Annotated in this window: 15 protein-coding genes and 1 tRNA gene; 7 read left to right on the forward strand and 9 right to left on the reverse strand. The window is 65.0% G+C overall.

All coding sequences use genetic code 11. From position 1 onward, the window contains the following. Window positions 1-71: 71 nt before the first annotated feature. Window positions 72-347: a hypothetical protein gene (locus E5675_RS18295; protein WP_136175763.1), complete on the forward strand. Its 276-nt coding sequence runs from the start codon at window positions 72-74 to the stop codon at window positions 345-347. On the opposite strand, the gene E5675_RS18300 is transcribed toward E5675_RS18295, so the two are convergent. The 6 genes from E5675_RS18300 to E5675_RS18325 form a co-directional block, all read right to left on the reverse strand. Continuing rightward, entirely contained in the window at window positions 344-1,801 is a 1,458-nt protein-coding gene (locus E5675_RS18300; RefSeq protein ID WP_136175764.1) for an amidohydrolase family protein, read from the reverse strand. The genes E5675_RS18295 and E5675_RS18300 overlap by 4 nt on opposite strands. A 49-nt stretch (window positions 1,802-1,850) precedes the next feature. After that, window positions 1,851-2,348 carry a GFA family protein gene (locus E5675_RS18305; protein WP_136175765.1) on the reverse strand — a complete coding sequence of 166 codons (498 nt, stop codon included), beginning with the start codon at window positions 2,346-2,348 and terminating at the stop codon, window positions 1,851-1,853. 60 nt (window positions 2,349-2,408) lie between these two features. After that, window positions 2,409-2,484 (reverse strand) — tRNA-Val (locus E5675_RS18310). A gap of 74 nt (window positions 2,485-2,558) precedes the next feature. After that, on the reverse strand, window positions 2,559-3,530 hold the full coding sequence (locus E5675_RS18315; RefSeq protein WP_136175766.1) for a magnesium and cobalt transport protein CorA: 972 nt from the start codon (window positions 3,528-3,530) through the stop codon (window positions 2,559-2,561). A gap of 75 nt (window positions 3,531-3,605) precedes the next feature. Next, complete coding sequence (locus E5675_RS18320; protein ID WP_168707929.1) at window positions 3,606-4,118, reverse strand: hypothetical protein; 513 nt, start codon at window positions 4,116-4,118, stop codon at window positions 3,606-3,608. Window positions 4,119-4,156: 38 nt separating this feature from the next. After that, window positions 4,157-5,047, reverse strand: a complete 891-nt coding sequence (locus tag E5675_RS18325) for a MarR family winged helix-turn-helix transcriptional regulator (RefSeq protein ID WP_210727561.1) — start codon at window positions 5,045-5,047, stop codon at window positions 4,157-4,159. A gap of 386 nt (window positions 5,048-5,433) precedes the next feature. Here E5675_RS18325 and E5675_RS18330 point away from each other — a divergent pair, with 386 nt between their 5' ends. From E5675_RS18330 to E5675_RS18355, 6 genes are all read left to right on the forward strand, one after another. Then, entirely contained in the window at window positions 5,434-6,015 is a 582-nt protein-coding gene (locus E5675_RS18330) for a thermonuclease family protein (protein WP_136175767.1), read from the forward strand. 65 nt (window positions 6,016-6,080) lie between these two features. After that, complete coding sequence (crcB, locus tag E5675_RS18335) at window positions 6,081-6,461, forward strand: fluoride efflux transporter CrcB (protein ID WP_136175768.1); 381 nt, start codon at window positions 6,081-6,083, stop codon at window positions 6,459-6,461. Beyond that, window positions 6,458-7,660 (forward strand): RluA family pseudouridine synthase, encoded by a 1,203-nt coding sequence (locus E5675_RS18340; RefSeq protein WP_136175769.1) that lies wholly within the window; start codon window positions 6,458-6,460, stop codon window positions 7,658-7,660. The genes crcB and E5675_RS18340 overlap by 4 nt, the downstream gene beginning before the upstream one ends. Beyond that, window positions 7,660-8,280, forward strand: coding sequence for an FMN-binding negative transcriptional regulator (locus tag E5675_RS18345; RefSeq protein ID WP_136175770.1), 621 nt, complete (start codon window positions 7,660-7,662; stop codon window positions 8,278-8,280). Before E5675_RS18340 ends, E5675_RS18345 begins: the two co-directional genes overlap by 1 nt. After that, window positions 8,277-8,513, forward strand: a complete 237-nt coding sequence (locus tag E5675_RS18350) for a hypothetical protein (RefSeq protein ID WP_136175771.1) — start codon at window positions 8,277-8,279, stop codon at window positions 8,511-8,513. The genes E5675_RS18345 and E5675_RS18350 overlap by 4 nt, the downstream gene beginning before the upstream one ends. Next, a complete protein-coding gene (locus E5675_RS18355; protein ID WP_136175772.1) occupies window positions 8,510-9,199 on the forward strand; it encodes an ATP12 family protein in 690 nt (229 codons plus the stop codon). Before E5675_RS18350 ends, E5675_RS18355 begins: the two co-directional genes overlap by 4 nt. Here E5675_RS18355 and E5675_RS18360 read toward each other — a convergent pair. Genes E5675_RS18360 through E5675_RS18370 form a run of 3 tightly spaced genes read right to left on the reverse strand, consistent with a single transcriptional unit; the run spans window position 9,196 to window position 12,150 of the window. Beyond that, window positions 9,196-9,999 (reverse strand): crotonase/enoyl-CoA hydratase family protein, encoded by an 804-nt coding sequence (locus E5675_RS18360; protein WP_136175773.1) that lies wholly within the window; start codon window positions 9,997-9,999, stop codon window positions 9,196-9,198. The genes E5675_RS18355 and E5675_RS18360 overlap by 4 nt on opposite strands. After that, window positions 9,996-10,613 (reverse strand): 2-hydroxychromene-2-carboxylate isomerase, encoded by a 618-nt coding sequence (locus tag E5675_RS18365; protein WP_136175774.1) that lies wholly within the window; start codon window positions 10,611-10,613, stop codon window positions 9,996-9,998. The genes E5675_RS18360 and E5675_RS18365 overlap by 4 nt, the downstream gene beginning before the upstream one ends. A gap of 4 nt (window positions 10,614-10,617) precedes the next feature. Beyond that, the gene (locus tag E5675_RS18370) at window positions 10,618-12,150 is read right to left on the reverse strand and encodes an acyl-CoA synthetase (protein ID WP_136175775.1); all 1,533 of its coding nucleotides are present in this window, start codon (window positions 12,148-12,150) and stop codon (window positions 10,618-10,620) included. Window positions 12,151-12,157: the final 7 nt, after the last annotated feature.

Here is a 12,157-nt window from a genome sequence, read left to right on the forward strand (position 1 = left end):
CCGCGCGCCGCTGATGCTATGAGCGCCCGCCCCCTCACTGGGGCGGGCGTTTTCATTTGGAGAAGGGCCGCATGGACGCGGAGGTCATCGTCATCGAGGTTATCGGCTGGAACGCCGCCGCGATCATCCTCGCCGCCTATATCCTGCTGTCGCTCGGCAAGCTCGAAGGGCGGAGCTATTTCTATCAGTGGATGAACGTGATCGGCGCCGGCGGCTTCATCGTCAATTCGGGCTACAACGGCGCGCTGCCCTCGGCCGTGCTCAACGTCATATGGGCCGCGATGGGACTGTTCACGCTGTGGAGCGTCTGGCGCGCGCGGCAAGCAGCGCGCGCCGCGATCCCCTAGCGCGCCGCCCCCTCAGCGTTCCACGCCGCGACCTTCGCGCGCGTATCGGCGAGCATCTTGTCGAGCGCGGCGCGATCCTGCACCATTCCGCGCAGCACCACCGTGTCAATGGCGCGCGTCGCCGCAATATCCTCAAGCGGATTCTTCGTCAGCAGCACCAGATCGGCCGCCATGCCGGGTTTGATCGCCCCATAACGATCGAGCTGGCCGAACCATGCCGGTCCCGCACGCGTCGCCGAAGCGAGCGCCTGCGCCGGAGTCAGCCCCTTCGCCATGAAAAGCTCGATTTCATCGTGCAGCCCGAAACCCGGATAGTTGAAGCTGTTCAAGAAGCCTGCATCGGTCCCCGCGATGATCGGCACCCCCGCTTCGGCGAGCATCGGCAGGATCGTCGCCACATCTTCGATCTGCTTGTGCCGTGCCGCGATCGCCGCCGCATCGGCCTTGGCCGCACGCTCGATCCGCCAGTCATAGGTCTTGCGCAGCTTCGGCCCGATATAGGCGAGCCCCTCGTCCTTCGAATGATCGTCGCGGTCGAGATAGGCGATGATGCGGCTACCGTTGAGCGTCGGCGTGACGGACACGCCCTTCGCCGCAAAGCGGCGATAGGCCGCCATCGCGGTGTCGCGGTCGAACCCCGCGTCGAGCCGGCGGTTCGCCTCGGCGCGGTCGATGCGCTTCGCGGCGAAATCGGCGGCGATCGCGGCTTCGTCCTTCGCGCCGGCATTATAGGCATAGTCGAGATGCTCGATCGAACTGATCCCCGCGTCGACCGCCTGATCGACGGTCAGCGCCATCGGGATGTGCCCCGACGTCTTGAGGCCGAGGATCTTCGCCTGCCGCAGCGCATAGAGGAAGAGTTCGGGTTTCAGCGTGCTGTCGGTGATCTTGACGAAATCGACCTTGTCACGGTTCTTCAGGCGGTCGAGCGCTGCATCGACATCGGCCTCGCTGCCGACCTCGATCGTGCCCTTCCAGACCGGTGCGATCCCTTCGATCTTCGCGCCGGAGGTCAACAGCCGCGGTCCGAACAGCTTTCCCTTCGCAATCTCGCCGCGCCAGGCGAGCACCTCGCCGGGCAGATCCCCCGAACAGTCGCGGATCGTCGTGATTCCGTTCGCGATATAGAGCGGCAGCAGCGCCTTATTCTCTTCGATCAACTCGGGCCCGCCGCCGAAATGGACGTGCATGTCCCAAAGACCTGGGATCAGATAGCGGCCCTTGCCCTCAATCGTTCGCCCCGCGTGCCAGTCTTTTGCAATCTCGCCGTCGGCGCCTACCGCGACAATATCGTCGCCTTTCAGCACCACCGCTTGCCCGGGAATCGTCTTCGCCGCTTCGACATCGACGATCGAGACATGGCGGATGACTACATCGCCCTGCTTCGGTGCGGCGAGTGCGGACGGGGCAAGAGCGAGCAGCGCCGGAGCGAGAGCGAGAAGCAGTTGTTTCATGGGAGGTGGCCTTTCCAATGACTTCCCCTTAACCGCGTCGGACGCGAGATCAAGCGACCCAGACACCCTCATCCTTGTGCCATTGCTCGATCGATTTTGCAGGATAAAGGTCGAACGCCGCATCGCCGGGTCCGATGGCGGGTTCGACCCAGCCAGCCTTGTATTTGAGCATCAGATGCACGCGCGACGGCGCCGCCGGAAGCTCCGAATCGATCGCGCTAGCGAAGGGATGGACGAGATCGGGCCAGTCCGGGTCGTAAAGCCACAGCGCCGACCCGCACGCGCGGCAAAAGCGCCGCTCGCCGCTGGATAGCCGACATGTCGGATGTTCGTCATCCTCGATCCGCGCGCGATAAAGGCCCAGATGCTTCTCGCCGTTGATTGTCAAGCTCTTGGCTTCGGCGCCGAGGTTGATCGCATAGCCGCCGCCGCCCTGTTGTTTGCGGCAGATGGAGCAATAGCAGAGCTGATATGGAACCGGCGTATGGCTTGTCACCGAAAAGCGCACTGCGCCGCACCGGCAGGATCCTTCGAGTTTGGTCGGCATGGAATATCCTTTCGCGATCGAGGGTCGCTAGCGCCAACGCGTAATCGAAAGGAAGGTTCGTGGTGGGCGCTGACGGGCTCGAACCGCCGACCCTCTCGGTGTAAACGAGATGCTCTACCAACTGAGCTAAGCGCCCCCAGGATGTCGCCATCAGGGAGGAGCGCCCCTGCCACAAGCCGCCGTCGCTGGCAAGCGATCGGTCGCCCGCGGTCAGAGCCAGCCGATATGTTTGAAGCGCCAATAGAGCGTGAGGCAGATCGCGCCCATCGCGCCGACGATCATCGGATAGCCAAAGGTCCAGCCGAGTTCGGGCATATGTTCGAAATTCATGCCGTAAATCCCCGCGATCGCGGTCGGAACCGCGAGGATTGCAGCCCAGGCGGCGAGTTGACGGGTAATCACGCCCTGACGCTGTTGTTCGAGCATACCGTTAGTCTCGATGACCGACGCGGCAATGTCGCGCAGCCCGTTGAGGCGATATTCGGCGCGCTGGACATGATCCCAGACGTCGCGAAAAAAGGGACGCACCGCTAGGTCGATATTGGGCATATCGTCATCCGCGGTCAGGCGGCCGGCGACCTCTTTCATCATTCCGACCAGCCGCTGAAAACGGATGATCTCGTGCCGTTGCTTGTAAAGATGCCGGATTTCGCTGGCGTCGAGCGGGGTGTCCATCACGCTGTCCTCGACCGCCAACATCCGTTCTTCGATCGAATCGATCACCGGAAAATAGCCATCGATGATGAAATCGAGCACGGCGTAGAGAACATAATCGGGACCATGTGCGAGTTTCGCCGGCAGGCTTTCGAGCCGCGCCCGGACATCGGTGTGCGTCCGCGCCGACCCGTGGCGGACGCTGACGAAGAAATGCGGGCCGATGAAAAAAGCGGTTTCCCCCGGCTGGATCGTATCGCCGTCGAGATTAGCGGTCCGGGCGATGATGAATAGCTGGTCGCCATAGGTTTCGACTTTGGGCAACTGATTCGCCTTCAGCGCATCCTCGACCGCCAGCGGATGCAGGCCGAACCGTTTGGCGATGCCGGCAAGCTCGCCCGGCGTCGGCTCGTAGAGGCCAAGCCAGAAGAAATCGCCGGTGTCGCAATCATCGGGAATCGTCTCGTCGGGGCCAAGGTCGCGGACGAGCTTGCCGTCATGATAGAGGCGGGCGGCCATGATCGGCATTCGGTGGAAACTCCCTTGCGTGCGGCGCCTATATAGTGCGCGTGAACCGCAACGGAAATCACCTCTCCGACCGGATTATATGTCCCGGCTGTCATACGCCCATTGGAGCAGTGCCTGGCGCTGCTTCGGGCGACAAAAGGGATCGCCGGGCTCACAATGCTTGCGCACCTGCGCCGCATGACGCCGGAACGCGCGCCATCGCGCGATCTGCCGGCGATCTTCGTCCGGCATCCGCCGTCCCGAATAATAGCGGCAATACCATTGGAACCAGCCGCGTGGATCGTCGGGATGGATCCAGCCCTTTTCGATCCAGACGCGGAGCGGCACGCTCGCCCGAACGCCGAAATAGTTCAGCGAACAATCAGGATATTGCGGCGCGAGCTTCGCCTCTCTGAACCAGCTTGCAGGGAATTCGGCCGCACAGTCGGTCATATATTTCCCGCAGAACACGCCCAGCTTAAGCATCTCCGCCGGGGTGAGTTCGGGCTCGAAATCGGGATCGAATGCCCGCCCCATTGGTGCCGTGCGCGTGTAACGATAGCCCTTCTGCATCCGGTCGTTCACAACCACTTCGGCTTCGTTCTTCATCCGCCGAGACTAGCGCCCCGCTCCCGACCGGGCCATCGCTATTCGTCGAGTGCCTCGAAATAGCGGGCAAGCGCATCAAAGGCTCCCTCGGCCAGCGCGATGAAGATGCGGCGGCCGTCGTGCGGGTCGGCTTCCCGCACGAAGAGGCCCGCGTCGGTCATCGTCTTGATCCAGCGCAGCGCCGTCGTCGCGGGAACAGCGGCCGCGATGCACAGGCTTGACACTGACACCGGCTGACGCTCGAGCCGCGCGGCGTAAAGGTCGAGCAACATGTCCCACGCCGGATCGGCGAACAGGTCGGCCGGGAAATATTGCTCGCGCATCCGCCGCTGCCGCAGCATCCGCCGCACCGCTTTCGCACGCTGCCGGTCGAGCACTCGGTCTTCGGGAACGAAGCTGCGCGGCATTGCCGCATAGTCGCGCGTCGGCGCGCGAACCTGCTCTGTTGCGGCCGAATCGGCGTCCCACGGCACGAAGCCGGTCGGCGTACCGGGAAGACCGCTCCGCTGTCCCGCAAGGTCGCTGAGAAGGCGGGAAATGCGCGCGACTTCCTCTTGCAGCCGGTCGATCCGCTCCATGGCGTCGTCGCGGGCGATATCATGGACCACCCCGTACCGCGTGCGTCGTGCCGCCGCGAGCGCGACGAGCTTGTCGGCCGGATCGGCGTCGATGAGTAGCTGGACCTCGATCGATGCAGGAATGGCCGCGACGATTCGGTCGAGCGCCGACAAAGAGGCTTCGCAAATCAGGTTGCATCCCTGCTCGCCCGCTGCCGCGCAAATGTCGGCCAGCGTCTCGCTCTCCATCGCGTCTGCTGCCGCCAGCCAGACGATATCGAGCGTATCGGTCCGCCGGATATGGCTCGCCGCCTGCAACGTCCCGACCGTTCCGGCCACCCGTATGTCGGAGAGGACAGCGATATCGGGCAAATCCGCGCGGGTCCCGACGAACAATAGCGGCGACGCGACAGCGTCAGGACTCGGGTCCCTGGATTGTGCCCCTGGCCAAACCTCGCCCGAACGAAAACCCCGATCCGGAAGAACCGACGTGTCGAAGTCGATTTGCGTCCTCTGGTCCATCATGCTGCAGCCCCCGTTTCCATCGCTCCACCTTGGCGTAACTATGTCGTCATTCCGGCGTTATTCACCTTTTGTTCGTTCCTGTTTGCCGCCAATCCGGACCCAAAAGCGCAATTGGCATGAGTCGCCACTATGTAGGATAGAACGGAATGATCCATTTTGGACATGATTTGTTCTCATAGTCAATCTTTTATTCGGACTTGCCAATCGGGTCGCCGCGGGCGCACTCGGGGACCATGACCCGCGCTCCGTCTCCCCTCACCCGTTTGCGCTGGCGGCGGCGGCTGCGTTCGCTCATCGCGTTGCTGTTGCTCGCAGGCCTGGCGCTGGCGGCGTGGGTGTGGTTACCGGCACCTATTGCGACGGTGCCCATTGTCCATATCATCGACGGCGATAGCCTGACGGTGCGGCATGAAGACAGCACGCTGACTATCCGGTTGACGGGGATCGACGCGGCCGAATATCGGCAAGATTGCGCGCGCGCCGACGCGAGCCGATGGCCGTGCGGCCGGGAAGCGCGCGCGATGCTCGAAAAGCTCGCAGGGCGAGGCCCACTCCATTGCGAGGTCGCGGCGAAGGATCGTTACGACCGCATCCTCGCCGCCTGCCGCACCGGACTCCTTCCCGACGGCATCGATCTCGGCGCCGAGATGGTGCGGCTCGGCGGCGCGATCGCGACCAGCGACGCCTATATGGTCGAAGAGGCCGAGGCGCAGGCGAAGCGGCGCGGGATCTGGCAAGGCGATTTCGTGCGGCCCGCCGACTGGCGCGCGGCGCATGAACGGCCGGCCACCGCGATGGCCCGGCCCGACGCTTAGCGTCAGGCCGCCCGCCGCGACGCACCCGCTATGCCTCGCCAAAGTTTCGGGCTAGGGCAAACCATATGAACAGCCTGTTTCCCGTAATGATCGGCGGCGCGATCGGCGCCGGCGCCCGCCATCTGGTCGGCCAAGCGATGCTCGCGCGGCTCGGCCCCGGTTTTCCCTGGTGGACGCTGTCGATCAATATCGTCGGCGGCCTGTTGATGGGGCTGCTGATCGGCGCGCTCGCACGCAGCAGCGACGGCGGCGAAACCGCGCGCCTGTTTATCGGCGTCGGGATCCTCGGCGGCTTCACCACCTTCTCCTCTTTTAGCATGGAATTCTGGATGCTTTTCGAACGCGGTCAAAATGCTCAGGCGGCCGCCTATGCCCTCGCGTCGGTGATCGGCGCGATCGCCGCCTGCGGGCTCGGCCTGTTCATCATGCGCCAGGTGCCGGCATGAGCGAGCCCAAGCCAAAGCTCGACGGCGCGACCGTCGCCGAGGAGGATGACGGCATCCGCCTCGACCGCTGGTTCAAACGCCACCGCGAGGGCACGCCGCACGCCTTGCTCGCGCGCTGGGCGCGCTCGGGACAGCTCACACTCGACGGCAGGAAGGCCGATGTGTCGGACCGCATCTCGACGGGGCAAAAGCTCGTCATGCCGACTCCGCCGGTCGAAACCGCGGCGCGCCCGGCGCGCAAGGGCCGCCCGCTGACCGACGCCGATATAGAACTCGCAACCGGGATGATGATCCACCGCGATGCGAGCGCGATTGTGCTCAACAAGCTGCCCGGCCTTGCGACGCAGGGCGGCACCAAGACAGAGCAGCATGTCGACGGCCTGCTCGACGCGCTGAAATTCGACGGCCCGACGCGGCCCAAGCTGGTGCACCGGCTCGACAAGGATACCTCGGGCGCGCTGCTGATCGCGCGCACCCCGCGCGCCGCCGCCTATTTCGCCAAAAGCTTTTCGAACCGCAGCGCGAAGAAAACCTACTGGGCGCTGATCGTCGGCGTACCCGACATCCAGCAAGGCGAGATTGACCTGCCGCTCGCCAAGCAGCCGGGATCGGGCGGCGAGAAGATGCACGTGCATGACAGCGGGCTCGCATCGAAGACGCGCTACCGCGTGATCGAACGTGCGGGGAACAGCGCGGCGTGGGTCGAGCTGCAACCGCTCACCGGGCGCACGCACCAACTCCGCGTCCATATGGCAGCGATCGGCCACCCGATCGTCGGCGACGGCAAATATGGCGGCAAGGGTGCCTTCCTGACCGGCTCGATCAGCCGCAAGATGCATCTGCACAGCCGCCGCCTGCGCATCGACCATCCCGACGGCGGCGCGATCGACGTGCATGCCGAAGTGCCAGAGCATTTCGCCGCGAGCCTCGACGCGCTCGGCTTTGACCTGCTGCTCGGCGAAATCGGCATCGACGACATCGCCAAGGGCCCGCCGCCCAAAGCTGCCGAAAAAGCCGCCGCCAAGGCGCACAGCAAGCAGATCCGCAAGGCGCGGCGCGGCGAGCGGCGCGGCCGCACCGCGACGAGCAAGCCGACCGACCATGTCGGCAAGCCGAAACCCAAAGCGAAGATCGGCAAGCCGACGGCGCGGAAGCCCGGCACGAAGAAACCGCAGCCGCGTCCGGCGCGGCCGCGCTGATGCACCCCAACAGCGCTTTCCGGCCAAAGCAGGACGACCTTGCCGAACTGCTGGTGCGCGAGATCGGCTTTGCCGCGATCTTCGCGAACACTCCCGACGGGCCGCGCGTCGCGCATGCACCGGTGGTGCTGAGCGACGACCGGACGACGCTGCAGTTCCACCTCGCGCGCGGCAATGCTCTCACGCGCCATCTGGCCGGGACGAATGCGCTCGCCGTCGTACAAGGACCCGACGCCTATGTCAGCGCAAGCTGGTACGCCGACGCCGACCAGGTGCCGACGTGGAATTATGTCGCGATCGAGATGGAAGGCGTGGCACGCAAACTCGACGATGCCGAACTGGTCGCACAGCTCGATACATTGTCCGCCCAGCATGAAGCGCGCGTCGGCGCGACCCCGCCGTGGACGCGCGACAAGATGAACGCGGCCCTGTTCAGCAAGATGACGGGCGCGATCACCGGCTTCGAATTGCGGATCACCGCGTGGCGCCCGACGATCAAGCTGTCGCAGAACAAGTCCGCCGCCGAACGCGAGCGCGTCGCGGCGGGCGTCGAGACGACCGGTCATGGCGCTCTGGCGCAGTTGATGCGCCACCTCGGCGGCGATAGGGAGGGCGCATGAGCCAAGCCGACGACGCCCTCGCGAAGAAACGTTTCTTCGCCCTCTCGATCATGCGACTGATGGGCGCAGCCTTCGTCGCGATCGGTTTTATCCTGATCGGTGGCGGTTTCGCGCTGGCCGGCCAACCGACCGACCGCTGGATCGGCGCCGCGATCGTGCTGGTCGGCGCGTTCGATTTCGCGGTCATGCCTTTGCTGCTCGCGCGCCGCTGGCGGTCGCCCAAAGAGCTGTGAAGCGCTTCTGGAAAGAGGTCGCCGTCGTCGCCGAGGGCGACGGCTGGGGCATCGCGCTCGACGGGCGGCCAGTGCGTACGCCGCAGCGCGCACCGCTGGCCGTTGCAAGCGCCGCACTCGCCGAAGCGATCGCCGCCGAATGGCGCGACCTCGGCGAGACACTCGATCCTGCAGCGATGCCGATGACAGGCCTGACCAACGCCGCGATCGATCTCGCGGCCCCCGACCTTGCCGCCTTCGCCGCGCCCGTCGCCGCTTATGCCGAAAGCGACCTCTTCTGCTATCGCGACGCGCGCGATGCGGCGCTGCAGGCCCAACAGGCGGCGGCGTGGAACCCGCTGCTTGTCTGGGCCGAGGCGCGGTACAACATCGAGTTTGCGCTGACGCAGGGCGTGCTGCCGGTCGATCAGCCCGAAGCGACGATTGCGACGCTGCAGGATGCGGTTTTTGCGCAGGAGGCATGGCGGATCACCGCACTGACCCCGCTGGTGACGATCGGTGGATCGCTTGTCGCCGGTCTCGCCTTGCTCGAAAGCGCGTTCGACGCCAACGCCTTGTGGGAGGCCGTCAGCCTCGACGATCTTTATCAGGAACGCCGCTGGGGCGCCGACAGCGAAGCGCAAAAGGCGCGCGCGGCGAACAAGCGCGACTGGGACAATGCGGCGCGATTCCTGACCCTGCTCTAATCGACGAAATTCGGCTTTCGTTTCTGCATCCCCGCCATCACCGCTTCCATCTGGTTGGGCGTGCGGATCACCTTCACCTGCTCGTCGCTTTCGGCCTGCAGGATTTCAGCGTCGCTCGCATCGGCGAGCATGTTGCACAGCCGCTTCGCCCCGCGGATCGCGTGCGGATTCTTGTCGGTGATGACCCCGGCCAGTTCCATCGCTTTCGCCAGCGGGTCGTCCGACACATGCGTCGCAAAGCCCAGAATCTTGGCTTCGGACCCGTTGAATTCGCGGTTGGTATAGATCAGCTCGCGCAGCACATCGTCGGCGACCTGCGTACGCCACAGCGCCATGCCCGCGACGTCGGGGACGAGCCCCCAGCGCATTTCCATGATCGCGATGCGCGTATCGGGGTGGACGATGCGGATATCGGCGGCGGCCATGATCTGGCTGCCCGCGCCGAAAGCGACCCCGTGCACCGCGGCGATCACCGGCACCGGCAGTTCGCGCCAACCCCACGCCGCATATTGCGCGTTGTTCGCGATGCCCTTCGTGCGGTCCGCAAGCCCCCCGCCCGCGCTGCTCGCGCCCGGATCGCGATCGTTGCCGAGGCTGGAAAGGTCGAGCCCCGCGCAAAAGGCGCGGCCCTCGCCCGACAAGACGACGACGCGCAGGCCCGCCGTCGCCTTCAACTGGTCGATCGCTTCGGCCAGCGCCTCCCACATCGCCGCGTCGAGCGCGTTCATCTTGTCGCTGCGGATCAGCCGGACGTCGGCAATCCCGCCGCCCTGCATGGTGATCGAAATACGGTCCTTCATCGGAGAGTCCTTTTAAGCGCGGCCTCGACGAGCGGAAGCTGGTCGTTGCCGAAATACATATCGTCCTTGTCGACGAAAATCGTCGGCGAGCCATAGCCGCCGCGGGCGATGACTTCATCGGTGTTCGTGCGCAGCCGCGCCTTGACTGCGTCGCTGCCCGCCGCCGCAGCCAGCGCGGTGCCGTCGAGCCCCGCGGCATCGGCGACCGCCGCGACCACGGCGAGGTCGTCGAGATTTTCCTGCCGGTCGAAATAGCTCACGAAAGCGCCGCGCGCGAAACGGACGAGCGCCGCCTGATCCTCCTCGAGCGCGCAGCAGAAGCGCATCGCGGCGATGCTTTTCGCGGGGTGCCACTCTGACGGGAAATTCATCGGCACGCCCGCAAGCCGCGCCCAGTCCTTCAGCACTTTCCAGCTATGCTGGAGCCGGCGGTTGTCGGCCTGCTCGCGCGCCGCATAGACGGCGGGGTTCACCGCGTTGAACACCCCGCCGACAAGGATCGGCCGATAGATCGCGGTCGCGCCCGTGCGATCGAGCACGCCGGGCAGATTGTGGAACGCCAGGCAGGTCCATGGTGAGGACAGGTCGAAGAAGAATTCGACGCGCGCGCTCATCGGCTCAGGCCTCCGCCTTCGCCTTCTCCCAATATCGGTCGCGGAGCAGGCGCTTGTAGAGCTTGCCCGTATCGTGGCGCGGCAGCGCTTCGAGGAAGTCGATGCGGCGCGGGATTTTCACCCCTGATAATTTCTCGCGCGCAAAGGCGATGAGTTCGTCGCGGAGCGCCTCGCCAGCTTCGGCCATATCGGCAGGCTGGATCACCGCGATCACTTCTTCGCCCATTTCGTCGTGCGGGCCGCCGACGACCGCGACGTCGGCGACCTTGGGGTGGGTGACGAGATGATTCTCGATTTCCTGCGGATAGATGTTCACGCCGCCCGAGATGATCATGAAGCTCTTGCGGTCGGTGAGGTAGAGGAAGCCTTCATCGTCAAGTTTGCCCACATCGCCAAGAGTCGACCAGCCCTTCGAGTTGCGGCTGGAAGCCGTCTTTTCATTATCTCCATGATATTCGAAGACATTTTCGCTCTCGAAGAAAATCGTGCCCTCCTCATCCGGGCCGAGCTCGGTCTCGTTGTCCTCGCCCATGATATGGACGGTGCCGAGGATCGGGCGGCCGACGCTGCCCTTGTGCGTCAGCCAGTCGGGGCTGGAGATGAAGGTCATGCCATTACCCTCGGAGCCAGCGTAATATTCGAAGAGCACCGGGCCCCACCAGTCGATCATCGCCTGTTTGACCGGCACCGGGCACGGCGCCGCGGCGTGGATCGCGACCTTCAATGAGGAGGTGTCGTAGCGGGTGCGGACACCGTCGGGGAGCTTGAGCATCCGCACGAAATGCGTCGGCACCCACTGGCTCGAATTCACGCGATATTTTTCGATGTGCGACAGCGCCGCCTCGGGATCGAATTTCTTCATCAGGACGACGGTGCCGCCGAGGCGGTGGATCGTCATCGACCAGCGCAAGGGCGCGGCATGATAGAGCGGTGCCGGCGAGAGATAGATGCTGTCCGAATTGATCTGGAACACGGCCGAGGCGAGCATGACGAGGCTGTTGACCGCGTCGATCGCCGGATCCTCGGGCAGCGGCACGCGCACGCCCTTGGGCCGGCCGGTGGTGCCCGACGAATAGAGCATGTCGACCCCGGCGCGCTGGTCGGCAACGGGCGTCGCGGGCATCGCCGCGACGGCATCCTCCCAGCTTTCGTAACCGGGGATGGCGCCGCCCATCGCGAAACGCTTGATCCCGGTCGTGAGCTGCTGCGCCGCGGCGGCGAGGCTCGCCGAAACAACAAAGATCCGCGCGCCCGAATTTTCGAGGATATAGTCGGTTTCGTCCTGCGTCAGCCGCGACGAGATGCACACATAGCGCAGCCCCGCGCGCTGCGCGCCCCAGGTCAGCCCGTAATAATGCGGGGTGTTGTCGAGCATGAAGGCGACGACGTCCTCATGCCCCAGCCCGTGCGACCGAAAGAGTTGCGCGGCGCGGTTCGAGGCGGCGTCGAGTTCGCCATAGCTGATCGCCTCGCCCGTCTCGGCGACGATGATCGCTGCTTTGTCGGGGTTGGCGCGAGCGTGGACTGAGGGGTGCATCGGGCAT

The sequence above is a fragment of the Sphingopyxis sp. PAMC25046 genome (assembly GCF_004795895.1).
Taxonomy (GTDB): Bacteria; Pseudomonadota; Alphaproteobacteria; order Sphingomonadales; family Sphingomonadaceae; genus Sphingopyxis.

Bases quoted from the DNA above. Each gene is read 5' to 3' on its own strand.
- E5675_RS18350 (WP_136175771.1), top strand. From the start codon at position 8,277: ATGAGCCAAGCCGACGACGCCCTCGCGAAGAAACGTTTCTTCGCCCTC.
- E5675_RS18360 (WP_136175773.1), bottom strand. From the start codon at position 9,999: ATGAAGGACCGTATTTCGATCACCATGCAGGGCGGCGGGATTGCCGAC.
- E5675_RS18330 (WP_136175767.1), top strand. From the start codon at position 5,434: ATGACCCGCGCTCCGTCTCCCCTCACCCGTTTGCGCTGGCGGCGGCGG.
- E5675_RS18300 (WP_136175764.1), bottom strand. From the start codon at position 1,801: ATGAAACAACTGCTTCTCGCTCTCGCTCCGGCGCTGCTCGCTCTTGCC.
- E5675_RS18370 (WP_136175775.1), bottom strand. From the start codon at position 12,150: ATGCACCCCTCAGTCCACGCTCGCGCCAACCCCGACAAAGCAGCGATC.
- E5675_RS18295 (WP_136175763.1), top strand. From the start codon at position 72: ATGGACGCGGAGGTCATCGTCATCGAGGTTATCGGCTGGAACGCCGCC.
- crcB (WP_136175768.1), top strand. From the start codon at position 6,081: ATGAACAGCCTGTTTCCCGTAATGATCGGCGGCGCGATCGGCGCCGGC.
- E5675_RS18340 (WP_136175769.1), top strand. From the start codon at position 6,458: ATGAGCGAGCCCAAGCCAAAGCTCGACGGCGCGACCGTCGCCGAGGAG.
- E5675_RS18345 (WP_136175770.1), top strand. From the start codon at position 7,660: ATGCACCCCAACAGCGCTTTCCGGCCAAAGCAGGACGACCTTGCCGAA.
- E5675_RS18320 (WP_168707929.1), bottom strand. From the start codon at position 4,118: ATGAAGAACGAAGCCGAAGTGGTTGTGAACGACCGGATGCAGAAGGGC.
- E5675_RS18315 (WP_136175766.1), bottom strand. From the start codon at position 3,530: ATGCCGATCATGGCCGCCCGCCTCTATCATGACGGCAAGCTCGTCCGC.
- E5675_RS18365 (WP_136175774.1), bottom strand. From the start codon at position 10,613: ATGAGCGCGCGCGTCGAATTCTTCTTCGACCTGTCCTCACCATGGACC.
- E5675_RS18305 (WP_136175765.1), bottom strand. From the start codon at position 2,348: ATGCCGACCAAACTCGAAGGATCCTGCCGGTGCGGCGCAGTGCGCTTT.